General features: G+C 42.3%; 18 protein-coding genes and 3 pseudogenes. 11 read left to right on the top strand and 10 right to left on the bottom strand.

Annotation, left to right across the window (positions count from 1 at the left end; translation table 11 throughout):
• Window positions 1-91: 91 nt before the first annotated feature.
• The 5 genes from AC6I8W_RS25780 to AC6I8W_RS25760 all read right to left on the bottom strand — a co-directional run bounded on the left by AC6I8W_RS25780 (window position 92) and on the right by AC6I8W_RS25760 (window position 5994).
• Window positions 92-805 (bottom strand): fimbria/pilus periplasmic chaperone, encoded by a 714-nt coding sequence (locus tag AC6I8W_RS25780; protein ID WP_497839108.1) that lies wholly within the window; start codon window positions 803-805, stop codon window positions 92-94.
• Window positions 771-2096 (bottom strand): fimbrial usher protein StbD, encoded by a 1326-nt coding sequence (stbD, locus tag AC6I8W_RS25775; RefSeq protein WP_497839107.1) that lies wholly within the window; start codon window positions 2094-2096, stop codon window positions 771-773. The genes AC6I8W_RS25780 and stbD overlap by 35 nt, the downstream gene beginning before the upstream one ends.
• 4 nt (window positions 2097-2100) lie before the next feature.
• A complete protein-coding gene (locus tag AC6I8W_RS25770; protein ID WP_497839106.1) occupies window positions 2101-4665 on the bottom strand; it encodes a fimbrial outer membrane usher protein in 2565 nt (854 codons plus the stop codon).
• Window positions 4640-5392, bottom strand: a complete 753-nt coding sequence (locus AC6I8W_RS25765) for a fimbria/pilus periplasmic chaperone (RefSeq protein WP_497839105.1) — start codon at window positions 5390-5392, stop codon at window positions 4640-4642. Before AC6I8W_RS25765 ends, AC6I8W_RS25770 begins: the two co-directional genes overlap by 26 nt.
• A gap of 68 nt (window positions 5393-5460) precedes the next feature.
• Entirely contained in the window at window positions 5461-5994 is a 534-nt protein-coding gene (locus tag AC6I8W_RS25760; protein WP_497839384.1) for a fimbrial protein, read from the bottom strand.
• Between the two features lie 529 nt (window positions 5995-6523).
• Here AC6I8W_RS25760 and AC6I8W_RS25755 point away from each other — a divergent pair.
• Window positions 6524-6648: pseudogene (locus tag AC6I8W_RS25755) on the top strand (IS3 family transposase); the annotation flags it as partial.
• Between the two features lie 54 nt (window positions 6649-6702).
• Here AC6I8W_RS25755 and AC6I8W_RS25750 read toward each other — a convergent pair.
• The 4 genes and pseudogenes from AC6I8W_RS25750 to AC6I8W_RS25735 all read right to left on the bottom strand — a co-directional run.
• Window positions 6703-7317 (bottom strand): annotated as a pseudogene (locus tag AC6I8W_RS25750) (integrase core domain-containing protein); the annotation flags it as partial.
• 186 nt (window positions 7318-7503) lie between these two features.
• A complete protein-coding gene (locus AC6I8W_RS25745; RefSeq protein WP_497839104.1) occupies window positions 7504-8532 on the bottom strand; it encodes an IS110 family RNA-guided transposase in 1029 nt (342 codons plus the stop codon).
• A 50-nt stretch (window positions 8533-8582) separates the two neighbouring features.
• Window positions 8583-9082, bottom strand: a pseudogene (locus AC6I8W_RS25740) (transposase); the annotation flags it as partial.
• 242 nt (window positions 9083-9324) lie between these two features.
• Window positions 9325-9861: a fimbrial protein gene (locus AC6I8W_RS25735; protein ID WP_497839383.1), complete on the bottom strand. Its 537-nt coding sequence runs from the start codon at window positions 9859-9861 to the stop codon at window positions 9325-9327.
• 1723 nt (window positions 9862-11584) lie between these two features.
• Here AC6I8W_RS25735 and AC6I8W_RS25730 point away from each other — a divergent pair.
• From AC6I8W_RS25730 to AC6I8W_RS25695, 8 genes are all read left to right on the top strand, one after another.
• Window positions 11585-11944, top strand: coding sequence for a hypothetical protein (locus AC6I8W_RS25730; protein ID WP_497839103.1), 360 nt, complete (start codon window positions 11585-11587; stop codon window positions 11942-11944).
• Window positions 11945-12938: 994 nt separating this feature from the next.
• A complete protein-coding gene (locus tag AC6I8W_RS25725) occupies window positions 12939-15179 on the top strand; it encodes an autotransporter outer membrane beta-barrel domain-containing protein (protein ID WP_497839102.1) in 2241 nt (746 codons plus the stop codon).
• 94 nt (window positions 15180-15273) lie between these two features.
• Entirely contained in the window at window positions 15274-15489 is a 216-nt protein-coding gene (locus tag AC6I8W_RS25720; RefSeq protein WP_497839101.1) for a YgdI/YgdR family lipoprotein, read from the top strand.
• 246 nt (window positions 15490-15735) lie between these two features.
• Window positions 15736-16050, top strand: a complete 315-nt coding sequence (locus tag AC6I8W_RS25715; RefSeq protein ID WP_497839100.1) for a hypothetical protein — start codon at window positions 15736-15738, stop codon at window positions 16048-16050.
• 1156 nt (window positions 16051-17206) lie between these two features.
• Window positions 17207-17542 carry a hypothetical protein gene (locus AC6I8W_RS25710; RefSeq protein ID WP_497839099.1) on the top strand — a complete coding sequence of 112 codons (336 nt, stop codon included), beginning with the start codon at window positions 17207-17209 and terminating at the stop codon, window positions 17540-17542.
• A 336-nt stretch (window positions 17543-17878) separates the two neighbouring features.
• Window positions 17879-18574 carry an aquaporin Z gene (gene aqpZ / locus AC6I8W_RS25705; protein WP_497839098.1) on the top strand — a complete coding sequence of 232 codons (696 nt, stop codon included), beginning with the start codon at window positions 17879-17881 and terminating at the stop codon, window positions 18572-18574.
• Between the two features lie 633 nt (window positions 18575-19207).
• The gene (locus AC6I8W_RS25700; RefSeq protein ID WP_497839097.1) at window positions 19208-19384 is read left to right on the top strand and encodes a hypothetical protein; all 177 of its coding nucleotides are present in this window, start codon (window positions 19208-19210) and stop codon (window positions 19382-19384) included.
• 490 nt (window positions 19385-19874) lie between these two features.
• Complete coding sequence (locus tag AC6I8W_RS25695) at window positions 19875-20615, top strand: carbonic anhydrase (RefSeq protein ID WP_497839096.1); 741 nt, start codon at window positions 19875-19877, stop codon at window positions 20613-20615.
• Between the two features lie 644 nt (window positions 20616-21259).
• Here AC6I8W_RS25695 and AC6I8W_RS25690 read toward each other — a convergent pair.
• Window positions 21260-22600, bottom strand: a complete 1341-nt coding sequence (locus AC6I8W_RS25690; RefSeq protein ID WP_497839095.1) for a gluconate:H+ symporter — start codon at window positions 22598-22600, stop codon at window positions 21260-21262.
• 855 nt (window positions 22601-23455) lie between these two features.
• On the opposite strand from AC6I8W_RS25690, the gene AC6I8W_RS25685 reads away from it, so the two are divergent.
• Entirely contained in the window at window positions 23456-25165 is a 1710-nt protein-coding gene (locus AC6I8W_RS25685; RefSeq protein ID WP_497839094.1) for a type I secretion system permease/ATPase, read from the top strand.
• Window positions 25152-26480 carry an HlyD family type I secretion periplasmic adaptor subunit gene (locus tag AC6I8W_RS25680; protein WP_497839093.1) on the top strand — a complete coding sequence of 443 codons (1329 nt, stop codon included), beginning with the start codon at window positions 25152-25154 and terminating at the stop codon, window positions 26478-26480. Before AC6I8W_RS25685 ends, AC6I8W_RS25680 begins: the two co-directional genes overlap by 14 nt.
• Window positions 26481-26500 lie beyond the last annotated feature (20 nt).

Here is a 26500-nt window from a genome sequence, read left to right as displayed (position 1 = left end):
CATAACAAGTTTAACTATGATTACTGCTTAAAAAGGCTGACCCTGTTCAATAATCAGCCATAAAGTGTCATGATGGAATATTTTTCCTTACCTATTTTACTTCTGCATCATAAGATAAAGCTTGTCCATCATCATTAATATTCGTGAAAGAAAGTTTTCTTCCTAATAATTTAATGTTTTTCACTCTCAATGTTGTATCTGTCTTAGGAGATGCCACAACCTGTATTGGCTTATCCTCACCCATATAAATGCTCAATACCATAAACCATGGAGTAGGGTTGGTGATCTTAAGCTCATCCCCCACTTTTTTGAACTCTAATCGTTTGGGATCTTCAGCCGTTGGGGCATTTAAATTTTGTGGTCGCACAAAAATCTTCATACGAAGTCTTAGCGGTAAAAGTATTTTTTTTGGTGCATTTTTCTGTGCTTCGCTCATTGAAGGAATCTGATATATATTCAGCCAATATAAACTCTCTTTATCAATAGCCTGTCCTTTTCTAGATGTCATTAAAAGGCGTAGTGACCGAATCTCATGTGGAAACATCTTAAATACAGGTGGTAAAATAACAATTGGGGTTTTGTTCTCCTCAGGAGAATTTGTCACATCCCCTGCATCAGCCCAGACCTGAATCATAGCAGGAGTGTCACTGTCATTTGAAAGAGAAATAGACTGAGCAGCCGAATCTGACGAAAAAATAATTCTCGATTTATTAACATTCACGAATGCATTAGCCGAATAAGTCGTCAACAGAGACATAGCTAAAAAGATACTATTGAAAATCGATAAGTACTTGTAATTGAGCATTAACTGTTCCTGCTGTAACGGTTTGACCATCTATCGCTTCTAAAGAGGCGGTAAAATCACCACTATAACTCTCAACAGATCCTGAAGAAACAAGACTGGTTAGATCTTTAAAACCATACCATCCATATGAGTTACCATTACCATTACCTGAATTTGCAGGCAATAAATTTATAGCTGTCCCATTACTGTCATATATCTTTATTCCTACGCCAGAAGCTACTCCGCTTGTACCATAATTAGTATCAAGTAACCATGTCAATCCGCCACCTGAAGTGACAAGGCCCAAACTCGTGGCCTGACTAACCGCATTCGACTGATTCACTAGAAAACCCATCGCTACATTCGCTGAACTAGAGGTGGATGTACTGGTACTTGAAACTGCACCTTCTTCACATTGTAGACCTATATGGAATGCAGCTTGACTCTTGCCACCATCAGACAAAGAAGAAATGCTAATTGTTGGTAATAGCACAATTGAAGGATAATCAGTGACTGTACAGGCAGAGCCTCGGACATATGTCTGAGTGCCAGATGAATTCCAGTTCCCAGGCCAAACGCCATACCAACCATCATAGCGGCTTGCGTGGTCAAGTCCGGCAGTAAGGTTTTGTGTATCTAACCCAGGCCCACGCATTGTAATATAACCTCTGGGTTGACCACGCGAATCTGTCCATCGAGTATCAGAGTTAGTGTAATGCTCAGTACCATCGATCTTAAAAACCTCATATAGAACATTACTAAATGCACTTGCAGGAACATATATATAAGTACCGTCAGAATACCAACTATCTGATGTCAACTTCCTTTCTTTCCAATAGCGACTGTAATATTCTCCAGTTGATAGATTGGTGAGTCTTACAGCAACATATTTTGCATTATCATAGTACGCACCATCTATTTCTGATGCCGCATATTTCCCAGTATAATCATCATCACCATTTCTCGAATACATCTCATATAAGCTATCGGCATCACTAACATCACATCTGAACAGAACTTGATTACTCGTATAACCTGAACTTGACCCTGACGTTAAAAAGTTTCCCACCGCGCTTGCTAAAAGGGTACCCGAAGGTTGAAAGCTCGAACTGTTACTTAATGTAATGATCGAAGGCAAACCGATCGTCCCAAAATTCGAATCATAAGCGCCAGACCAAGATGAAGCAGTGTAACCAGCTGCTATTGCTGCTGCTGATAGATATGAAGTACTTTCTACCTTGGAGCAATTCGCTAATGCTGGTAAAGAAAATGAAGCAAGTAAAGGAAACAACAATATGTATAATCTTTTCACAAAATCATCCCTTTAAACATTTACTAGTCAACAAAACGATATCTTCATTATCGCGACCAGAAACTGAATAGTTCACGTTGCAATGCTCTTCGTGTTGCCCACGCCAGATAACACGGAGTACACCAGAGGCATCTGGTACACGTGCATAAATTTGGCCACCTTGCCCGACAACACCTACTACGACATTATCCTTATCATAGACCTCAGCACCCATAGGAGGAGAAGACTCTGCATTTGAGTCCAGGTTAATCAACACCGCTTTTCCTTTCAAGGTAGTAAAGTTCACTTTAGCGATGGCTCCACCATAAGGAACTACGCGTTTGCTACCTCCATTTAACTCTGCATCACGGCTCATTTTCAACGTATCTAAACTGACATTGTTTTCCCGGTAAGGAGTTAAGGAAGGCAAAATAGCGTAGCCAAATCGGTCGATGACGGCTCCTTGCCCATTATTTACCACAGCGCCTGAGGCTCCATCAGCGTGAATTAGTGCAAAGGTGTCGCTGGCATAAGGCCCAACAGTTATACCGCCACTATGTAAAACAATGGTTCCAGATGCTCCTAATGTCGCCTGCTTATAGTTGTTACTTTGACCGTAACTGGCACGATAGGCACCGGTAGAGGTATTTTTCTGTAGATTTCCACCAAATGTTGTTGAGTTATTATCAGAACCATCTTTATACTTCTCAGAACCTCCGTAAACAGAATATGAAAGGTCACTCTTCTGACCAGTCGTTCCTGAAAGTGATACCGTTGAAGAATTTGTTTCTTTAGATTGATTATAATTATAGGCCACAGTCGACGTTGTATCCCGCCAATTTAATGGCATAGAAATATTCAAGGAAATTACATTTTCTGTATATTTTTTCTTAGTGCTATCATCATTTGAATCATTAACATTTATATTATATCTACTGTAATCCCAACTAGTTCGCTGTCTGGCCACATTAATACCATAACTCACTTTCTTCCATGTATTATTGTATCCCATCTGCAATTGTGTAATTCGAGATTGATTATTATAATAATCCGCAGTACTTGCACTAAGACTCAACACACCAAAGTCATGCATATTTTGACTTAATGTTGCTGAGAGTCTATTCCGTTGATTTAAGCTATCAGAATAGTAAGTTGTTCCACTTTTCTCTTGTCTCCGCACGCCTAAAACATCCTGAAGATCGCGGAACCCTCTTGTTGAGTAACGATAAGCTGCAAGTGTGAGGTTTGTACCTGAGTTAAACGATTTACTATAATTTATCTCACCTCGCCACCCCTGTTTTCGCTCATCATTTTCAACAGTGGCATCTGAGAATGTAGAATTCAAGCCAAAAGCGCCCACTTCAGTGGCCCACACACCTCCCAATAACCAAGCCTGATAGTTCTCTGCCAAACGAGCTCCTGCTGTAGCGGTAATACTATTGCTCAGGCCATTTTGAAGAATTCCCTCAAAAAATGTATTATTTACACTGTAATATTGCCGTACTTTACCCAACGCGATGGAGTAATGTAAATTCCCTGGTCGAACTGAGTCGGGAACAGAAGCATAAGGTACAGTGAAGGTCGAGGTCTTACCGTTTGCCTCAATAACAGAAACTTCAAGATCTCCCTGATTACGTGTGTTATTCAGATCGTTAATCAAAAATGGACCTGGTGGAACAGTTGTCTCATAAATGGTTTTACCTAATTGTTTGATAACAACACGGGCGTCTGAAGAGGCAATGCCTCGTACTTCTGGAGCATACCCACGTCGACTTTGCGGCCACATCTTTTCATCAGTACTTAGCTTTACTCCATTAAAAGCAAGACTGCCAAAAAGACTACTCTCTGTATAACTATCACCTAACACTACAATGCTATTAATTTGTTCAATGGGTCGTTGCACAAATGTACGTACACTATTATAGTGATAAGCACTGCCACTAATGTTTGAATTTACATAACGTATATTCCCCTGATGTCTTATTTGCCATAACCCAACATTCGTGCCACCAGTTATGCCACTCCATAAGTATTGATACTTATAGCCAGTGCCTACACTCTCAGTCCAGTTATAATTGGTATTGTGTTTAATAAAGAGCGCAGTCGTCCCATCATCCCATTCTGATGGATCGACATAGCCTTTAGGTTTGGTATTTAGTTCGGCTGATGGTATGCTCAGCATCAGTTTTAAATTGGGTTGGTCAAACTGCCAACTCCCACTTTCAACCCATTTCTTTAAAGGTTGACACTCATGGCTATTAGTAACCACAGGTTCTTTTTTTAGTGAAAAAATATTCACTATTTGATAAGGTATGCAGGGTTCTACGTCAGACTGACCCTGCCTGATGAATTCAATTTTTGCTCCATCTTTTAATAATTTACCATTTAGATATACATCAACGAGATATTTTCCCGTTTGAGTAACATTCCCATTAAATTGCTCGAGACCCTGTCCATAAGCAGACCCCTGAAAGAGATCTGGATCAAAAAAATAATCCTCTGAATGCGCCTTACTTAAAATTGCCATTTGAAGAGAAATAAATACAAAGCTGAGCCTGAATCCATTAGAACGTAACTTTAAAATTCTCACTTATCATCGCTCCCTGATCGTTTATCGCAGTAACCGAAGCCTCTTTTTCTCCTGAAATTGAAACGCTCGTTTTCGGCATCCAAACAATACCCTCTGAAAATGGTGCTATCATTTCAGCTGGTATTCTTATTTTTTTATCACCGCCAGGAATGGAGATATTTGTTAGAGAAGCATACCAGGGCTGCGGATTAATGATTTTAATCCCGTTACCTTTAACTTTGTCTCTGATTACTTCAATCTTTATTCCTTTGAGAATGTTCTCAGGTTTTCCTAAAGAAGCTGGCCTGAAAAAAACCTTTACCCGATTACGTAACATAACCAACATTGCGTTACTTTTTCCGCTTGCAGTTACGTTTGATGGTGGTATTTGTAAAGAGTTAAACCAATAAAGTGTTTCCCTGTCAGTTGGAAGTGCTTTTCCTTGATCATAAATAATACGCACTATCTGCCCTGATTTTCCCTGAATCCGGAAAACAGGTGGGGTTGATATCATTGGAACATTATTCTTTTTTTGAGGCTGAGAGTTTATATCACCATTATCAAACCAGGTTTGTACAACATATGGGAAATCATCATTGTTTTTCATCTGCACATCTACCGATTTGGCATCAGAAGGATAAATTATTCGATTGCCAATCATAGTGACGCTTGCCCAGCTAACCACTGGAATTACCGCGACACAAAAAATATATGTGCATAACATTCTATAAATAAAAGACTTCTTCATGATAGATGCCATTGTTCAATAAATAAAACTGCACGACAGAAAAATAACTGTCGTGCAGGTATTATTAATTACTGGTAGGTAACTGCGTATTGCAAGGAAGCAGCGACGGTACCTGAAGTAGCCGCGCCTGTTGCATAATACTGTGCAGTATAGGTAGCAGAAGATGAAGTTTCACCCGCTGCAAGCGTCAAGTCACCACTCGCAGTGTAACCACTGGTCAAATCAATTGCCGCATCAGCCGTATCCAAAATCTGTACTTCGACATTTGATGCAGTACCGGTATTTGAAAGATTACCGTTAGTGCTTACGTTATTGCCTACGAAGACACTTGAGATGGTAGTTGCATTTGCAGAGTCGCCAGTACAGCCTGACACACCAACTTCAAAAGTGGTTTGGCCTGCAGTAGAACCACTAGCTTCGAGATCAGATGTACTAACAGTTGGTAGCAGCACAACTGGAGAAGAAGCGTTACCATTTACAGTTACAGAACAGGTCTCGGCAGCAACTTCTCCCTGGAATGAAATTGTATTATCTGATGCTGCTGATGCATAGTTTACAAAAAGAATGCTGCCCAAAATCAGTGCAACGTGGCTTTTCTTCATTTTAGAAATCATTTTTAATCCTATATAGTGTATCCCAACAAAATAAGATAATTCCTTATATTGTCAGTTTTGTTTGCTTATTAATTGTTTGTCATGAATTAGACATCTGCAACGATGCTAATTTTTCTTGCTTAACATATTGTCTCTTAACAATTTGTTGGCGACATCCATTATTCTACACTTAGCCTAAACAGAAAAGTCCTTCACATTTATTTCAGAATCGATAGTCAAATCATTAAAATATTTCAACTTTAGAGTTGTTACATTTCACAAAAATAAAGATGAAAAACCCAACCACCAGATAACAATCAATGTCATTTGAAAATGAATATTATCTTTGAGTTAAAAGAAATATCATAAATTTCATCCCCCCCCCCCTTGTGCATATAGAATTTCGTTTTCATAGAATTATTTATTTTTATTTTTGAAATTAAGAATTCCTTACCAGGGCGTAAGTAATCCGCATAATCGTGCCATACAATTTTAGAACTCTGCCAGCATTCTCATTCTGACAACGAATGAGTTCGCCATTCGTAAAGCCCATTTTACTGAGCATAAAAGCATCACTGTGATTAAGGCGGACGAACTGTGAAAGATGCCTGCCGTGATACCAGTGTCTACGAAACTACCTGCTGCAACGGGAAATCTAAGTACTGATGTAAGGAAACCTCTGGTATCAGTGACCTGCCCCAGTATTAGATACAACCTTCACTTAGTAATGTCGGTTGTTTTTTCTTCATGTTTCCCGTTTCGCCAGCCTGCAGCAAATTCAGACGGCGTCTGGTAATTCAGCGATGAATGAGGTCTGGACTCGTTATAGTCCTGCCGCCAGTCATTAATGATTTTCCGGGTATGAAGAACATCGCTGACCCCATGCTCATTCAGGCATTCATCCCGAAAGCGACCGTTGAAACTCTCTATAAATCCGTTCTGAGTTGGTTTGCCCGGCTGAATTAAGCGCAACTCAACACCATGTTCAAAAGCCCATTGGTCGAGCGCGCGACAAGTAAATTCCGGCCCCTGATCGGTTCTTATCGTCGCTGGATAGCCACGAAACAGCGCAATGCTGTCCAGAATGCGTGTCACCTGAACACCTGTAATCCCGAATGCCGTGGTGATCGTCAGGCACTCCTTCGTGAAATCATCCACACAGGTCAGGCACTTAATCCGGCGGCCGCTGACAAGTGCATCCATGACAAAATCCATCGGCCATGTCAGGTTCGGTGCATCCGGACGAAGAAGCGCGCCAGCCCCTTATGGCGTCGCCTGCGCTTTACACCCGGGGTTGAGATGATAGATGCGGTATACCCGCTTGTCGTCTAATCAGTCAATATCAGGATCAGATGGAGTCTTTGTCGTCTTCGTAGTCATTTTTTCAATGCTACAACATGTTGCAAGACGTCGTCTTCATTCCTATGTGATTCCCGCAAGGCTTTCACCCTGCAAAGCGAGTCCCGGAATTGAAGTTTAAGACGGCCTCAGTCTGATTTGATTGTGACTTTTCACTTCTTAATTTATAGCTTTAAGCCGTTCAATATAAATAGTCTCTGATTTCCAAATACTTAGCATCAATGTTGTAAGTTTTCTAGCTAGGGCAACAATAACTTTCTTGTAACCCATTCTTTGCCGGAGTTCATTTGCCCATATGGCCAGGCTTGTATCAGTGCCATAACGCGTCAACAGACAGGATGCTGCTTCGTATAGAAGTGTGCGCGTCATTCTGTTGCCCTGTTTTGAAATTCCCCCATTCCTGTCTACCTCACCGGATTGGTACTTTTTTGGCGTTAATCCGAGGAAAGCGCCGACATCACTTACTCGTCTGAAACGCGAAGGATCATCAATTGATGTTTTAAAGCTTAATGCTGTCAGAACACCCACACCTGGAATAGATCGTAATATCTGACAAACAGGATCTTTTCGGGCAAGTTTTTCCAGCATGGAGTTAAATTTTTTTATCTGATCAGAAAGATGTTCCCACGTATCCAGCAACATAATCACTGCGGGTTTAACGGTTTCCAGTGAAGGTGATGACTCAAGTACAGAACGCTCAAACACACTGTTTTTTCCGGGGGGAAGAACAACACCGAATGTTTTCAGGAGCCCGCGGATCTGATTAGTTACGGCAACCCTGAGCTGAACCAGTTTTTCCCGGCTGGTCAGAATGAGTCTTTGCTGATGGCATTCAAGGCTTTTGACATGTACTGGTTTGTACCATCCGGAAAGGACCAGCCGGGCAATACCAAAAGCGTCATTTTGATCGGTTTTGTTCAACTGCATCGACAATGCTGCATGAACATGGCGGGCATGGATGCAATCAATGTCTAAACCAAAACTCTTGAGTGAATGGTAAAGCCAGACGCAAAGTGGTCCTGTTTCCAGACCCACTTTCGAGTTATCAAATCCTTCAGAAAAGAGATAATCGGCGATAACACCGGGATGCGTATCGACGTTAGCCATACGAATTTTATTGCCGTTATGGTCTATAACGCAGATGCTTGTTTTCTTTTGAGAAACATCAAGTCCAACGAAGGTTTTCATGGCAGTCACCTCAAATATCACAGACCGGGATCGTTTTAAGATTACAGCATGTGGTTGACGTGAAGGCCCTCCCGGCGCAGTAGCTGCCAGATGCGTCGGTAGCCAAAGCGGCGACGTTCAAGTGCCAGCGCTGTAATGCGAAGAGACAGTTGCACGTCAGCAGCCGGGCGCTGAGCCGAATAACGGCAGGTTGAAATGGAGAGACCGGCCAGCCTGCAGGCACGGCGTTGCGACAGACCTGTTTTCTCACACATGACTTCCACGGCTTCCCGCTTCTGGTCTGTCTTCAGAACTTTCGACCAAGAGCCACCTGAAGCACCTCCTTATCCAGCATGGCTTCAGCGAGAAGCTTCTTGAGGCAGGCTTTCTCCTCTTCAAGCGACTTGAGCCGCTTCACTTCGGGAACTTCCATGCCGCCAAACTTCTTGCGCCAGGTGTAAAAGGTGGCGTCTGAAATAGCATGCTTGCGGCAGAGTTCCCGGGCCGAAACCCCAGCTTCGGCCTCGCGGAGGATACTGATGATCTGTTCGTCGGAAAATCGCTTCTTCATGGGGATGTCCTCATGTGACTAATGAAGACATTACTAACATCGCGGTGTATTAATCAACGGGGGCAGGTCAGGGGCAGGTCAGAACAAATGAGAAAAAGCTCTCAATAAAAAAGTCCATCCTTAGAAAAGGATAGATACATTGCCAGAAGATATGGGAGATTGCCTCAGCAGCCTGTAGCCTGAAAAGACAAATATTAAGATTTTGTATTTTACTCAGCATGAAATCATGCTGAGTTTATAAACTATTGGTAAGTCACTGCATATTGTAATGACGCCGTAACTGTTCCGGGCGTTGCCTCACCAGTTGCATAATATTGAGCAGCATAGGTTGCACTAGATGCCGTCTCTCCTGCTGCAAGAGTTAAGTCACCACTAGCAGTATAGCCATTACTCAAGTCTATTGCCTGACCAGATATATCCAGGATCTGGACTTCAACATTTGATGCAGTACCAGAATTTCCAAGATTGCCAGTGTTACTTAAATTGTTACCTACAAATACGCTTGAAACAGTGGTTGCATTAACCGAATCACCAGTGCAACCAGATAAACCAACTTCAAAACTTGTCTCACCGGCTGTTGAACCACTTGTCAAGAGTCGAGTCGCAGTGACAGTTGGCAACGGAACAACGGGGGAATTTGCATTACCGTCTATCGTTACCGAGCATGTCTCGGAGGTGAGTTCTCCCTGAAAAGAAATTGAATTATCAGACATAGCTGAAGCGACATTTACGAAAATTAAACTACTGAGCATTAATACAATCTGATTTTTTTTCATCATAAAGTTCATTTTCAATCCTTAGTTATAACACAATCCCTTATGAGGGCTTACCTACATCTACTGTTTTCGTATTTCGCTATATGAGTATACATTCGCTTTTAAACAATAAACATATAGACTAATGAATTCAGAAAAACGTTCTTACTCATTAATTATATTAAACATTCACTACTTATAACACGTTGATATACTGTCTATTCATCGTTACGAGCCCGCAAGTTCCTGTGACTATGTTGATATGTCCCCATCATCGAGATGGTTCAGGCCATTAAGCTCTCTTTGGCCCGGTCATCTAGCTTCGGCCATCCAAGTAATGCGACTGTTGGCTTGGGGGCACTCATGCCCAAAAGTTGTTCCTGTATTCAGAGAGTTTTTAAGGAAATTTTGGTGAAGCTTGCGACACTGAGAATTGTTACCTAATATTTACTTTTATGTCTTTGAAAAAATATAAATATGTAAGTAGATCTTTTAGTCTGCATGTGGAAGCAACTGAAATTAACACTAAAGACACTAATTAGCTATCTGCCCATATATTTCATTAATGGAGCCAATTAAAGCAGTTCCTATGGAATAACCAGGCCGATGTCCGTAGCAGCGTACCTGGCCGAATGAGGAGTTTACATACGAAATATTCAAATTACTCCAGTGGGCAAGCTCGTTCACTAGCTCACTGGAGATATTATAAATATCTTCGGTCATTAATAAAACTTAGAATTTTAGGTTAAATGATAAGTTTTAATACAAAAACTCACTCATTTGTTATGAGGTTTTAGTTAGTTGGCTATGATTCATTGTTTTTATTAATTAGAAATACAATCTCACTTTATAACCTCCCAGGCAATAACAATCCAGAAAGAAAAACAAAACAAAAACACCCCTAAAAATACGTTTGCGCGCAAATAATTCATTTGAACCTCCCGGCACTAGAAATAAAAAATTGATAAACAGAAAATCACATTAAGCCTTAATAGTTAAACACTAGTAAAACAATGACACATATAAAACACGCCTGCCGTTAAATCTTCTATTCCTTTTGATCTAGCGCAATTTTGGATAGTTGAATGATGTTATGTCGATAAAGCTATGACCTCCCTTAGTCATATTTTTTATCTGCATACTCTGAATTGTTAATCTTCACGCACAGTCACTTCAATAATTCCTAAAAAGACATATTTTGATGTTACGGTTGATATTTGTTTAGTGTTTCCACATTATGATTCTCCGGCTGCAGTGAATCCCCCTCAGCGGCGGGGCTAAGCCATTACTCCTGTATCAGTTAATTCAGCTAAAGCGAGTCAGAATATGGCTTTTCTGACTCACCGGGAGGCACCCGGCATTGCAGCACTATTTATCTGTTAAATCGAAGTTTGGGATTGAAATTCTGCGCCAGATTTCCACAATGTGGATGCCTCTGATTCCCAGAGACATTATTTTTGTTTACAGCGTTATGGTGCGTTGATCGCATTTCGCAGTAACAATGCGAGATCTCCACGCAGCGCTATCTCATAGTTAAAACACTGGTATATAGTCTTGCTGCAAACCATCAAAACGAGGAAAGGTTTTTCCCGCCTGGCAGACACACCAGGATATCCGGTCCATGATTTTTATCGTGATCCGGGCCAACAGTTAACACTGACACAGTTGCCAGCACAGGGTGAAAAGGTTTAATTATTATACACAATCTCATAGCAATGATGGGTTCATCTCTATTAAGGAGACTGCGATGATTAAAAAAATTTTTATTGCTATTACTTTTTTTTCAATGACCGGATGTTCAGGCATGGTCGATAAGATAAAAAACACTGAACTTACGAATGTTTCATTTCCCGCCAAACAAACATACACCATCAACTGCCTTGACACTGCCGCAACACGGCGAGACTACTTCCTTGAAAAAGGTGATCATATTGGTGTAGTAGACCGTTATACGCTGAGAAAAGTGGGTGGTAAACCGACAGTCACATTAGACGTTCAGGGGATGAGCAATTCTACCACTATCACCATCATGTATGACCAACGGGATCAAAACACCGCGAATGATGTTGAAGGAATTCTCGGATACTGTAAAAAATACATTGGATAAATCAGTCTCATTTGAGACTGGAAAATTAAACTCGCCCCAGCTTTGTGGAATTCCTGGCAATGTAGCAGGATAATAAAATGGGTATGTATCCGATGCATCTTGCCGTTTACTGGAGTGGATATCCTTCGCTTCCACTCCTTTTTCTTCGAGTCATCTTCATCACCGATTCTCATTCTAAGTCTCAGCGCCGGATTACAACCTCCAGCCAGCATACCATTCTTCGGAGAGGTTGAGCTGGATGTCTCGTCAAAATTATGTGGTGATTAGCCGTGAAGCATTTACTACTTAAGTATTCTCTTCAGTAAACGCTTACCGGGACACAGAAATTCAGAATAAAAACCTGAACTGCCTAACTCCTTTGGCTTGCTAATGCAAAAGTCCAATAATTTTGTTGAGGAAAAATCTTAATTTTAATGAATTGATAACCATAAAATCCTTTTTTAAAAAGAAACATCGGCAAAAAATTGATCCATATGACTATTTTGTTTTTATTTTTGTGCTAAACGCAAACCCAGGCTACATTAATACACGTCAACCGCTTCTAAACAAAAGTTGTAACTTTCTTACAAGCATTTAATTTTCATCATAATATAACCTTATCGAAATCATAATGTTAAGCTTACTGTTTCAAGGTGATGGAATGAAGATAAAACTACTGCCGCATCTCATACTAATGTTTCCAGTGGTGGGCTGGAGCGAGCCACAGACACCGACTGCTCCAATCGGTAAAAATATACTCGCCATTACTGAAAACTACATTAACCGCCAGTTAACAGGTGATTCAACTACCACCCCAACTTCGGCACAGGTATCAGCTTACGATACTGTCGTCTACATAGACTCATTATCGAGCGGAGCGACACCAAGATTATTATCCGGAGAAGGCTCGGACAAATATACCGATTTCGATTTATACGGCCTTAATGGCTTCTACCTTGGCAATGGATTTGCCTCAAATGCAATTAACAATGGACAGACCGGTGCTCCAGGTGATTTGACTTCTGTTTATAACTTTGGCGACTATCTCTATTATCTCGCCTCCGGCTCATCATTCTATCGGTGGGAAAATGATATACCGTTGCTTTCCGGGAAAGGGCGGATCCTCTGGGTCGGTGCCGGTGCCAGTACCGGGGACGTGGTTAATGATGCCGGTATGGTGATGAATTCTGAGACCACGGCCCTGACATTCAGCGGTGACGTTGCCAGTTTCAGCAACCTCGGAACGGTTACGGCCACCAATACGGCACTCGAAATCACTGATACAGGTACCGTCGGTTCCGTTAACAACAGCGGAACCCTTACCGCCCAAAATGCCATCGAGAATGCGGGCACTGTCAGCGGTGCCGTAACGAATGCGGGCACCATTACCGGCAATATCAACAACACAGGAACAATCGGTGAGGGTATCGCGAACAGTGGCACACTCAACGGTGATATCAACAACACCGGTACCATCAGCGGCGGTATCCTGAACTATGGCATCATTAACGGAAATGTCGCGCTGGGCGATGCGGCAATGACCCTGGCAGGCAGTGCAGCGTCCGTCTCCGGCACCATTACCGGCAGCGACACTTCGTCTGTCAGCATCGGCACGACCAGTGATGCTACCGCGTACACCACAGCCAGTGCGGCCACCGTCGGCAGCATAAGTGTGGCGACGGGCAGTACGCTCACCCTGGCGGATAACACGCACTGGACGGCCACCGACACTGCTGCCGATGCCATCAGTAATAGTGGCAGCCTTATACTGAGCAATGGCTCGGTACTGAATGGCAACCTGACCAATACCGGGACGGTCTCACTCAGTGATGAGAGCAATACCTCTTCAACTTTAAACGGTAGCCTGGTCAACAGCGGCACACTGGTGCTAAACCCGACAGACACCAGCGCGGGCAATACGCTGACCATTAACGGCGATTACACCGGTACGGCTGGCAGTTCTGTGTCGCTTGGCTCGGTGCTGGCCGGGGATGACTCGCTGACCGACCGCCTGGTGATTACCGGCGATACCAGCGGCAGCAGCACACTGTACGTGACCAACGAAAACGGATCAGGCGCGCAGACGCTGGAAGGCATTCAGCTGATTGAAGTGGACGGTACGTCCGGTGCTGACTTCACGTTAGGCAACCGCGTGGTTGCCGGTGCCTATGACTACAGCCTGCAGAAGGGAAACACCTCCGGCACCGACACATCAGGTTGGTATCTTACTTCGTATCTGACCGACGGAGACAGTTCCGGCACAGATACCGTCCGGGCCGTGCGTCCTGAGACGGGCAGTTACACCGCCAACCTCCAGGCAGCCAGCACGATGTTTGCAATGAGCCTGCACGACCGCGCCGGAGAAACGCAATACGTTGACCCGCTGACAGGCAACACAGAAACCAGCAGCCTGTGGCTGCGACAACTCGGGGGACGTAATAAGGCTTCACTGTCTGACGGACAGAATAAAACCACGGCCAACCGCTATGTCGTTCAGCTGGGTGGTGATGTCTGGCAGTCGCAGGGGAATGCAGGAAAACTCCGCCTGGGCGTGATGGGCGGCTACGCCGATCAGAACAGTAAAACGCGAAATTCACTGACCGGCTACCGCTCTGAAGGCTCAGTGGACGGCTACAGTGCAGGTCTGTACGCGACCTGGTATCAGGATCCTGAAGCGAAAGGTGGCCTGTATGTCGACAGCTGGCTGCAATATGCGTGGTTCGACAACGAAGTGAAAGGACAGGATCTTTCACCGGAAACCTATAACAGCAAAGGGCTGATGGCGTCGGCAGAGACCGGCTACGACTGGCAGGTGTCAGGGTGGACGACAGAAAGCGGCCTCGAAAACACCTTATGGCTCCAGCCACATGGACAGATTATCTGGAGTGGTATCAAAGCGGACGACCACATGGAAAGCAACGGTACGCAGGTGCAGTCCTCCGGCCAGGATAACGTGACGCTTAAGCTTGGCATGCGCACCTACCTCAACGGGAAAAGTGCACTGGATAAGGATACTGGGCGGGAGTTCCAGCCCTTTATTGAAGCCAACTGGATTTATAACACGAAGCAGTACGGTGCCTCACTCGGGGGTACAGAAGATAACGTGACCGGGGCGCGTAACGCCGGAGAGCTGAAAGCCGGGCTGGAAGGGAAAGTATCTCAGGCAATGACCGTCTGGACCAGCGTGGCTCAGGTGATGGGCGGTAAAGGTTACAGCGATACGGAAGGGATGCTGGGACTGCGTTACCAGTTCTGACGGTAATATAACCTGAACTGCCGGTCCTGCAGCGAGCGGTTCAGGTTTTTGGTACTGTTTCTGCAGGATACCCCGGAAAAACAAGGGAAACACCATGAAAAAATACGCATTTTTTACGATTTTCGCCGCAGCAGCGTTACTGACCGGCTGTTCCAGTGATTACGTTATTCAGACCCGCAGCGGGGATATGATTGTTACGAAAGGCAAACCCGAAACCGACAAAGCTACCGGCCTTGTGACATACAAGGATGCAGGCGGGAATAAGCACGAAATCAACCGTGACCAGATACAACAGATGGTCGAAAAATAGAGTTCTGTTAGCCGAAAATCACGGTAAAAACGGAAAATGCCTGGCTCCCCCTTTCCCTGAAGGAAAGGGGGCTTAGAAATCTGCATAAGTCGTTTTTTGTCCCTTCCGGCAGTTAAGACACTGAATAAAAGCAGGGTAGAAACTGTTATCAGGCCACCAATAATAACGCTGACATCGCGCAGGTTCTCCGAGTTGAATCACCAGCCAGCACCGCCTTACCGTTCCTGACAACCCAGAGAGACCCTGATGGACATCATTTTCTTTAACCACACCCGCATCCTTGTGCCAGCGATTGCCGTTCTAATGCTGATACTGAGCCTGGCAGTTGCATTCTGGGGACAGATATTCAATACGGATGCGAAGTTCTGGCGTAACCTGCTGGCAGAGCATATACGGAATAACACCGAAACAGAGAATACGAAGGCCGATAATATGGAATGTATTTATGCTGATGCCGCCCGCAGCTGTACTCTGAATGCCACAGTATGCTACATCAGCGCAGCACTGATGCCGCTGGCGGCGACTGGTTTTGTCAGCATGATGATGTCCGCGCTTATCTGAAAAGGGTAATGATATCCATTTGACATTACTAATACACAATTGAAAAAATGACAAGTACGCCGCCTGGCGGCGTTAAAATATTTAATCTCATTTGAGAATGTCAGACAAATAGCTTCCCACATCGCTATCAGAGTTACTGCACCCGCTATTTTATTTATTTGCATTTGGTATTCAGGCCACATTACCGGGCCAATAGCAGTTCTGTTTTCCTGACTGGAGGTTAAAGTCTAAAAAAAACGCCCAAAGAACAGGGCGTTATCGAGAATCGATTAAATATGAAAATGAAGGTTAAAGATTGTATGGGAAGTAAGTTATGCACTAACTCACGGAAGAAATTCTGACACAGTTCACTTAAACACATAATCAATACCATAGACAAAAAATCCTATTTTTATTCATGGTTGATATATCAACTACGGACAGAAGACCTCTTCCACATTAAAACGTTTAAAAACAGCTTAAAATATGGTCCATTTTGGCTATATTTGTAATATATATAAGGTGCAGCACAGCATGCTGTGAATCTTGCGAAAAATTAAAAGAATGTAACGTCAAATTAGAACACGCACACCTTTTATAAAAACACCCACCAGTAGTTCATTTATCGATATTAATTAACTCACTAAAAGTAGCGGCGAGTCGAGGACTGATGAATGAATTTACCGTTCTACACGATGCATACAATAATTTTCTTTCAAGAAAACTTAATATCGGAACGATTCGAATCCGATAGTTACCATAAATAACAGACGATCAGTAATTTGTGATGTTTGCAGTGGAGTGAAACACTACATATTCCCTTACTGAAAATAATTTGCATGGAAAGTATAATCAATCTGTAATGCCAACTTAAAGAAGATAAAAGAATTTGGTGCGAGTAGTTTATTTGTGTATTCTATCGCAAGATTCAAGTATTATTTTTCGACTAACTTCAAAAGAGAGCATTAAACAACAAGTTAAATATGTAAGTGTTTTTTTGACTATATGTATATACTATTGCATAGTAATTGAAAGAGGACAAAGAAAGTTTGGGGTTTATGTTGCATTAAAATACACCCCTTTAGTGAATTATATGTATTTATACTATTCCTTTTAAAAATCATAACTTATTGAAATTAGGCTAATTGCAGTTTCTTTATTAACAAGGAGTGATGATATGATGTTTCAAGTCATAGAGAGTTTAGCCTGTTCATCAACTGGAAGTTTCTTTACAATAATGCTTTCAGATAGGGATGAGTTTATGATTGTCTGGAGTACGAATCATCATATACTAATGATGTGTGATGAAGTACACATTCTGGATTTTATGGCATTAAACATCAGGAATGGAGAATTTCTGGATATTCTGAAGATACACCCTTTTCGGCCAGAAGTCTGGGGGGAAATTCACAAAGAGTGCGAGTGCCCAGGGCGCGGGCATAAAAATAGCATTTGCCTCTCTAACAAAAGGTGTCTGTTCAAAGATTGCCCCTACGGATTACAGAAAATATAGTTTTATTGTCACTCTTTTGCTTTCGGGCGATACGGCGAGGGTATTCGCGAGATACTATGTATCAGCACTACTGTCATAACGCCGCATTACGTTATCTGAAAATTATCAATCCGCCGCCCAGCCATTTTTTGTATTATCTGTGCGGCGGAATGAAGTTTCCGGCTTAAAATAAGATAGCGCCTACTGATGTGTGAGAAATATCTTATTAATACCGGCGATTTGATGGTTATTTTTCGTGAAAATATAAATTTCGTTTCCTTCTGCGGCATATCGATTATCATAATCCCGTTTTATGTAAAGCTGTTAATCATTAACGAGTAATAGAAGGAACTATGGATGTTGAGAAAAAATGTTGCTGAATTCTTTGGTACGTTCTGGTTGGTATTTGGTGGTTGCGGGAGTGCTGTGTTAGCTGCGGCCTATCCCCAGCTTGGTATCGGGTTCTCTGGGGTAGCACTCGCCTTCGGCCTGACAGTTTTAACAATGGCATTTGCTGTTGGTCATATATCTGGCGCTCATTTTAACCCGGCTGTAACACTGGGATTGTGGGCTGGTGGCAGAATTTCGTTCAAAGTTGTTATCCCTTACATCATTTCTCAGGTTATTGGTGGAATAGCTGCTGGAGGTGTTCTGTATCTGATAGCAAGTGGAAAGTCTGATTTCGATGTGACAGTCAGTGGTTTTGCATCGAATGGGTTTGGTGACCATTCTCCTGGAGGGTATTCTCTTCAGGCTGCCATTATTATTGAGCTGGTCCTGACAGCATTTTTCCTGATTGTTATACATGGAGCTACTGATAAACGAGCCCCGACTGGCTTCGCACCGATTGCTATTGGTCTGTCGCTAACACTTATTCATCTTATCAGTATTCCGGTAACTAACACATCTGTGAATCCGGCGCGAAGCACTGCTGTTGCCATTTATCAGGGAACCTGGGCTTTGCAGCAGCTCTGGGTATTCTGGGCTGTTCCACTGGCTGGAGGCGTTATTGGTGGGTTGATTTATCGCTTCCTTTTTCAGAGTAAAGACTAACATCTGAACAGTCAGAATATGTTAAAAGCCCGCCAATGTGCGGGTTTTAACGTTTCTGAACCCGTGTTTTGTTAAAATAACCAGGATCATTCCAAGATTGGTAACTTTACCTCTGAAAATTATGTTTTTACGAATTGGCCCTTATATGGGCGCTGAGGTGAATCCCCCTAAACAACGGGGCTATCAATGTAAGGCGAGCAGTTCAGGTTGCTAACTTGCCTTAACTAGCGAGAGGCACCCGACACTGCAGTAGTTGATACCAGAGAATATAAACCAACATATCTTCTCATATGACATTGTTTTTATGTCATTTAAAGTGCGTAAGTTGACATTAATCAAATATTGAAAGTCACATTAATTTAATATCACAGGCGTGTTAAACGCGAATTTGACACGCTTTAATCGTTAAGCCTTATGCCTGTCATTATTAAAAATAGCTATATACTCTTAACCTGCGAAAGCAGGTTTTTTTTACGCCTCAGATCAATAATTGCTTAACCAATTGTACGGGTTTCTCGTACTGCGATTCACCCCCCCAGTTGCTTCTTCCCTCCGGGGCTTTTAAACCACTCCGGGCCATGCCGTAGACGGAGATGCGCTGCAGGCACAAAAGTACCGACCGCGTGGCCAGTCATGACTGAAACGTTGACCACCGGCATCGATACGCTGGTGCTGAGTGGTAGAGGGGTGGCGCTATTTTGGAAATCCCTCATTGGCGAGATCTCTTCCTGCGTCACTAATAATCGCGCCAGTAGTGACATCATCTCCGGCTACAAAGTGCAGGTCTTGCCTGATCTCGCTGCCACGTGAAGGGCGTGCAGGGTAAAACAGGTCGCTAGAGAAGAAGAAATGAAGTGAGTCGGATTATTGGAATACTGAATTATGAAGAGGGCGATCGGGAAAAGCCTTACCTCACCATGCTGCGTTGCCCCACGGCGGCGGCTGGTATCAGCACCGCCGAAAGTTTAGTGATGGCCGCGCTATGTTTATGCGTCTCTGTCGTCATCGGCCACACATGTCTAATGTATGGTTCTGCCGCGCTATGCAGCCACTTTTTCTTGCAGTCATGCTATCCCGTTGCTGGTCCGACGGCGAGCAGCGAACTTTAATAAGGTAATTATTGTACTGGAGATTAATACGGTTATTTATTCTGAAAAAATGAAAGCGAGAAGTTATCTTGCAAAAAATTGACACGCATTAAGGAACCTATAGTTTGTGACTTTTATGTATTTATGGAAAAGCTTATGAGCGTTTATAGTGCTGATGGTTTTATATAGAAAATCAACTAATGGAAGGTTATATGAAATATTGTCGTCTGATTTTTGGTATTACATTGTTCGTAAGTGGAGTGTCATTGAGTTATGCCTCTCTTCCTCACTGGAACTATGAGGGCAAAGCTGGGCCGCAGCACTGGGGGGATTTAGGCAGTGAATATAAAGAATGTCACAATGGCAAGTTTCAGTCACCTATAGACATCAGAAATGCCGTTAAGGGAGGTCTTCCTCCTCTTAAAATTGATTTTCACACTGCTCCAGAATCCATAATAAATAACGGGCATACTTTGCAGGTCAACGTAACAGATCAGGACGATTTCATTATTGACGGTGAGAAATTTGAGCTTAAACAGTTTCACTTTCACACACCTAGTGAAAATATGGTTGAAGGAAAAAGTTTTCCACTGGAGGCACATTTCGTACATAGTAACAAAACTGGCGACGTGGCTGTCATAGCTGTTATGTTTACAGTAGGGAAAGAGAACTCAGTAATAAGCTCTATTCTTTCTGATTTACCCAAAAAAATTAACCAGGAAGTAAAAGTAAAGAATGAAATAGATTTAAGCCCTCTATTCCCACAGGATAAGCATTACTATCGATATAGCGGTTCACTGACCACACCTCCCTGTAGCGAAGGATTACGCTGGATAGTGATGAAGAACACTGTCGAGTTATCTCAGGCACAGCTTGAAAAAATTCAGCAAGCACTTAGGACAAGTAACAACAGACCTCTACAGCCATTAAACGGAAGGGTTATAGTTGAATAAGTTAAGCTGACATTGAAATAAGTCCCTCTGTGATTTTGGAGGGGCTATTTCATTATCTAAATACTGTCAGAGTCAATTTCCACCCGGCCATCATCACGATCAATTTCACCAACCACTCTTACCCTTCCCGTGATTTTCCCTTCAAGCAACTAGCTAGTGTTAAATGATTCATAGAGTATGAGTAATTTTTCATTTATAAAAACAGTGTTAAAACATATCATTATAGCCATTTGATTGTGATTATTTTACGAATGTTCCGTGCTTGTATGTTTTAAGATAACGCAGTTCCGGGAATAGGAAATTAATCTGTAAAACCACTTTAAATTTTGTTTTTAGAGATATAGTTTCTGGTCACAAGGGAAATTAAAGGCAGAGAGAAGGAAATGTTTCGACGGTCAGTATGGATTTTAATGGTGCTTTTCTGCACTTTATTCTGGATAACCGCAATAACAATAATTAAAACCGGTTAATTACCGGCTTTAATTATCGAACACAAAAGAACGTGCTGATTTTAAATGAATGTGAATTGGCTTTTGATGGCTTTTATGAGTCTGATATAACTCCTCGTTATTTTTATCATTAAAATTTAAGCTGCCACAGGATTGAGTATTTTGTCTTTCAATTACTCGATCGGTGGCTAGTGCCTATAAAATCATGAAGAGATAATTTAAAACAATAACACAAAATAAACCTACAACAGAGTTAATCAACTCCAATAACCCCCAAGTTTTAAATGTATCTTTCATTGATATTCCAAATGTCTCTTTGAAAAGTAGAAAGCCACCATCATACATTAAAGTAATAGTATTACTACCGCATGCTACCGCAAGTACCATCATTGCAGGGTTCAAATCGAAGGCATCAATCATTGGAGCTACAATACCAGCGGATGTAATTGCAGCTACAGCACCCTGGCCAGTGAGAATACGTATTACAGCCGTTATAAGCCATGCAATTAAAAATGGGGATATGTCTAACTTGCTCATTAGTAAGGCAATGCTATCGCCAACGTTTGAATCAACAATTACTTGTTTTAATATGCCGCCTGCACTAATTACAAAGAGTACATTCGCAATTCGTGAAATTGAGTCAGAAACATCTGCAGTGATCTTTTCAAAAGTTAATTTTCTTTTTACTCCCAGAAGCCAAATTGCAGCAATAGTTGCCAAAAGCATACTAATTTCTGCACTACCAATAAAACTAAATAATTTATAAAAAAATGACTCTTCTGGACTGACCGTCTTAATTATTGAAGCTAGAATCATGAGTACTGCAGGTATAAGAGGGATTGCTATGCTTGTTTTAAAAGAAGGAAGGAATTCAAAGTTTACGTCTGGAGATAATTTAATCATTGAATTAAGCTGAATATCCTTAATTCCTGGCAAAAATTTTGGTAGAAGGATGCCTGCGCACAGCAATGAGGGTATAAGTATGAGAGCCCCATAAACATACACTTGCACAATACTTGCGTTAAAAGCAGTGATGAGAGCTACCGGTCCCGGTTGAGGAGGGAAAATGCTATGTCCCATCGTGGCTCCTACTACAACCGGTATTACCAGTTTCATATAAGGAATATTTGATTTTTTTGCAATACTTAATACCAATGGAGTTGCAATAAGGAAAGCAACTTCATAAAACATTGCCATGCCGAAGATCACCCCGATAAGGAGCAATCCGAAAGGTAAGTATTTTTGTCCGCAATACCTTAAAACAGTTTCGGCAATAACATGACTGGCGCCAGATTCACTCATGAATTTTCCGATTACAGCTCCAAATATTATAATTAGCGCAAGATGCCCCATTATGCTCCCGAGTCCGTTTTGAACTAGCGGGACAACTTTATCAATAGGTATTCCGACCATTACAGCAACAAAAATTCCAGCAATAAGCAAAGAAAAAATGTTGTGAAATTTAAATTTTTGATTGAGTAGTATCAATAATCCAATACCCAGCAACACCCATATCAAAGAGAGTGATTCTGCCATATTAAAATCCTTATCAAGATGAGTTGGCCTTCTACCATACCAGCAAGCATCTTTTTTTTTATGCGTTAGTTCACACTTCATAATCGTGTTGAAAAATATCCATATTCTCTCTGCTGAGTAGATTCATATGACAAAGGATGTTAGTGCGATTGTAAATCCACTTTTGTTTGATTTAGTGACTTAATGGTCAGATAAGGTGGATAATTCAGTTTTATTATCAGGCCAGGCGGAATTCCTCACGCAGTATCATTTTTCTTTCATCTGTGCCAATGCCTTACTCGTTACTTTTCATTTCCTCCAGCCTGCGCCAGGTCAGCTCGAACTCACCCGCCAGTCTCTTCTATCTTTTTTAATAAAAATCCACATTATTTGTTAGGAAATCGTTAACATCATGACTGATTGGAACTCAGTACATTGATTTTCAATAAAAAAACATCAACCCCGAAGAGTTCTTTCGGTAAAAATTGATTTTTATCAAATTGAAAGCGATTTTTTTAAACTTGATTGGGTCACGTTACATAACAAATCTCTATACATACCATCATTAATTATGATAAATGAAACATTTCACAATCAAAGAACGATCATTTATTTAAACAAAACACCTTTAGCATAATGACTTCATTACTTTAACACATACAATTGTTATCATATGACACCATTTATTGAATAAATGTAAACTCGATGCTGAATCAGTTAATTCCCATTGTGTATAATCACTGCACTTGATGAGCGGGGTTTAGCAATGGGGTATTCAGAGGGTGAATTTTTGCAGCGTAGGCGCTACGAGATAAAATTAGCGAATTTAGAATCATTGCAACAATGTAGATTATCATATTGGAGTGTGGAGGTGGAATGTTATCAAGGCATGTAATTAAAAATTTCCTTGATGTCAGTAAGTGGACGTTATTTTCAATAGCTATTTTTTCTTCAGTCATCAACGTGCTGATGCTTGCTCCATCAATTTATATGCTTCAGGTTTATGACCGTGCCTTGACCTCAGGGAATACTAACACATTGCTGATGTTGACTGTACTTGTTCTGGCTATGTTCGCTATCATGGCTCTACTGGAATATAGCCGAAGCATGATCGTAATTAGAGTAGGAAATCAATTTGATAATGCGTTGTCAGGAAAAATTTTCACAGCAGCCTGCAATAAAAACCTGGCAAAAAATGGTGGCGATGCATCTCAGACACTCAATGACCTGACAAGCCTACGACAGTTTATTACCGGACCAGCATTGTTTTCATTTTTTGATGCACTATGGTTTCCATTATATATTTTGGTTATTTTTTTATTTAACTTCTGGATGGGTGTATTTGCACTTGGCGGCGTACTCTTACTCATTGCCCTCGCGTTAATCAATAATAAACTGACTCATAAACTGCTTAGCCAGGCCAACCATCTTTCGATTATATCCAATCATCAAGCGCACAGTAGCTTACAACATGCAGAAATCATCGTATCAATGGGAATGCTGGATAATCTCAGAACGCGATGGAATCGCATGCATCAGTCGTTTCTGTTTCATCAAAGCAAGGCCAGCGAACATGCCTCTTTGATGGTGGCAATCACTAAATATTGTCGTATGGCGCTGCAATCCTTGATTCTCGGCCTGGGTTGTTGGTTGGCCATCCGCGGTGATATCTCCCCAGGGATGATGATCGCAGGTTCCATACTACTGGGGCGCGTATTATCACCGGTTGAACAGTTAATTGGTGTTGCACGTAACTTCCGGTCTGCCAGATTGTCCTGGAACCGAATAACCCGTTTATTAGTCGATTTTCCAGCCCCAACCCTTGGTCTGTCTTTACCCCCCCCACAAGGACGATTAACTGTAGAAAACATCACGCTCACGCCCCCTAATAATGATGAGCACATTATCCTTGAGCATATCTCCTTTTCTGTTAATCCGGGGGAAGTGCTCGGTATTGTGGGTGCGAGCGCCTCGGGGAAATCCTCCCTTGCTCGTGCCCTTACGGGGATTTGGCTCCCAATTAAGGGGTCGGTCAGACTGGATGATGCCGAACTTTTCCTGTGGCATAAGCAATCTTCCGGACCTGGCATCGGTTATCTTCCACAGGAGGTGATCTTTTTTTCGGGGAGCATTGCTGAAAATATTGCACGCTTTAGCGAGATCGATGAAAAACAGGTGATTGGCGCTGCCGAAATGGCCGGTGTACATCAAATGATCCTTCGATTTCCTGAAGGCTATAACACCATTATTGGTGAACAAGGTATCGGCCTGTCTGGCGGACAAAAGCAACGTATTGCTTTGGCCAGGGCACTGTATGGCGATCCTGCTCTCATTATACTTGATGAACCGAATGCTAGTTTGGATGACGCTGGAGAAAAATCACTTCATAAAGCATTGGAACAACTGAAAGTGCGTAATAAAAGTGTGGTGGTTATTTCGCACCGCCCAGGCATTGTGCCTTTGACTACGCATCTGATGCTGTTGAGTGATGGCAAAATCCGCGCGCATGGTCCTACATCACAGGTTTTACAACAACTCACTCCTCACGGAAAAGAAATTTCAAGGGGGGAGTGTGTCGCATCATAGTTACCTCGAATTACCAGAAAACGAATCGTCCACGGTCAACCAGCATCATTATATATTTTTCGGTTGGCTCGTATTGCTGGCAGGCGCAGGGAGTTTTTTTCTTTGGGCAACTTTTGCTCCCCTGGAGAAAGGCGTTGTCGCACCCGGAACTGTCATGGTTGAAGGATATCGTAAAGTAATTCAGGCACCTGTCAGTGGTGTCATCACGTTAATTTCCGCCAGAGAGGGGATGCAGGTCCAGGAAGGAGAGACTCTTGCCATTCTCAGCCAGACCCCGATGTTGGCCCAGCTAAATGCAATTCGTCTTATGTATGTTACCTCTATTCTGACAAAACAACGCTTAGAGGCTGAACGTATAGGGCTTGACACAATAACATTACCTGAGTTGCCAGAATCATTGATTCCAAAAGTGGAACTGGATCGCATTTTACAACAGCAGACCATGCTGATGCATGCCCGGCAGAGTGCTTTAAAAGAAGATATGGATGGCTTACAACAATCCATCCATGGAATCAATCAACAGGTTAATTTCCTTATTCAGTCGAACAGGAATAAAACCAAAAGTATGTCATGGCTGGCTCAACAACTGAAAAATCTTCAACCATTGATGAGTGAGGGATACTATCCACACAACCGCTATCTGGATTCAGAACAGCAGCAATCTTCCCTTGCTGCTGATATTAACGAAACCGAAGGGCGTATAGCACAACTGAAAAGTCAGATGGAGGAGATTAATCTTCGAATCCGACAACACCGCGCTGAATATGACAAAGATGTCGAAACTCAGTTGGACCAGATCCATCTTAAAATTAGCGAGAGCCGTAAGCAATTATCTCTGATAGAGTTTGAGCTTGCTCAGACCACAATTAAAGCACCCCACGATGGTGTGATCCTCGGGCTTAATCTCACTACCGATGGTGCAGTTGTCTCTCAGGGCGAACAATTAATGGAACTTGTGCCCCAAAATGCAACGCTAATTATAGACGCACATCTGGATGTGAATATGCGGGATCAGGTTCATAATGACCTGCCCGTCACTTTGATGTTTACAGCTTTTCATCACCAGCGAACCCCGAGAATTCCTGGAAAAGTTATCCTTGTTTCTGCAGACCGCCAAACTGACCAGATAACACATAAGCCTTATTATAAAGTTCAGGTGGCGGTGACACCTGAAGGAATGAAAATGTTGAGTGATGAAGAGGTAAAACCAGGCATGTCAGCTGAAGTATTTATAAAAACAGGTGAACGGACACTGTTGAGTTATTTAATCAGACCGATCAAAGATCGTCTGTCACGTTCATTTATTGAGGAATAGTCGTGTTTTCAGGAAGAGAG

It is taken from the genome of Pantoea sp. X-Soil-TKNS-1211 (genome assembly GCF_059730495.1).
This window is presented reverse-complemented; position numbering and strand designations above follow the sequence as displayed.

Excerpts from the sequence above, each read along its gene's own strand:
- AC6I8W_RS25780 (WP_497839108.1), bottom strand. The coding sequence starts at position 805 with ATGCTCAATTACAAGTACTTATCGATTTTCAATAGTATCTTTTTAGCT.
- AC6I8W_RS25765 (WP_497839105.1), bottom strand. The coding sequence starts at position 5,392 with ATGAAGAAGTCTTTTATTTATAGAATGTTATGCACATATATTTTTTGT.
- AC6I8W_RS25760 (WP_497839384.1), bottom strand. The coding sequence starts at position 5,994 with ATGAAGAAAAGCCACGTTGCACTGATTTTGGGCAGCATTCTTTTTGTA.
- AC6I8W_RS25745 (WP_497839104.1), bottom strand. The coding sequence starts at position 8,532 with ATGAAAACCTTCGTTGGACTTGATGTTTCTCAAAAGAAAACAAGCATC.
- AC6I8W_RS25735 (WP_497839383.1), bottom strand. The coding sequence starts at position 9,861 with ATGATGAAAAAAAATCAGATTGTATTAATGCTCAGTAGTTTAATTTTC.
- AC6I8W_RS25730 (WP_497839103.1), top strand. The coding sequence starts at position 11,585 with ATGATTAAAAAAATTTTTATTGCTATTACTTTTTTTTCAATGACCGGA.
- AC6I8W_RS25720 (WP_497839101.1), top strand. The coding sequence starts at position 15,274 with ATGAAAAAATACGCATTTTTTACGATTTTCGCCGCAGCAGCGTTACTG.
- AC6I8W_RS25715 (WP_497839100.1), top strand. The coding sequence starts at position 15,736 with ATGGACATCATTTTCTTTAACCACACCCGCATCCTTGTGCCAGCGATT.
- AC6I8W_RS25710 (WP_497839099.1), top strand. The coding sequence starts at position 17,207 with ATGATGTTTCAAGTCATAGAGAGTTTAGCCTGTTCATCAACTGGAAGT.
- aqpZ (WP_497839098.1), top strand. The coding sequence starts at position 17,879 with ATGTTGAGAAAAAATGTTGCTGAATTCTTTGGTACGTTCTGGTTGGTA.
- AC6I8W_RS25700 (WP_497839097.1), top strand. The coding sequence starts at position 19,208 with ATGACTGAAACGTTGACCACCGGCATCGATACGCTGGTGCTGAGTGGT.
- AC6I8W_RS25695 (WP_497839096.1), top strand. The coding sequence starts at position 19,875 with ATGAAATATTGTCGTCTGATTTTTGGTATTACATTGTTCGTAAGTGGA.
- AC6I8W_RS25690 (WP_497839095.1), bottom strand. The coding sequence starts at position 22,600 with ATGGCAGAATCACTCTCTTTGATATGGGTGTTGCTGGGTATTGGATTA.
- AC6I8W_RS25685 (WP_497839094.1), top strand. The coding sequence starts at position 23,456 with ATGTTATCAAGGCATGTAATTAAAAATTTCCTTGATGTCAGTAAGTGG.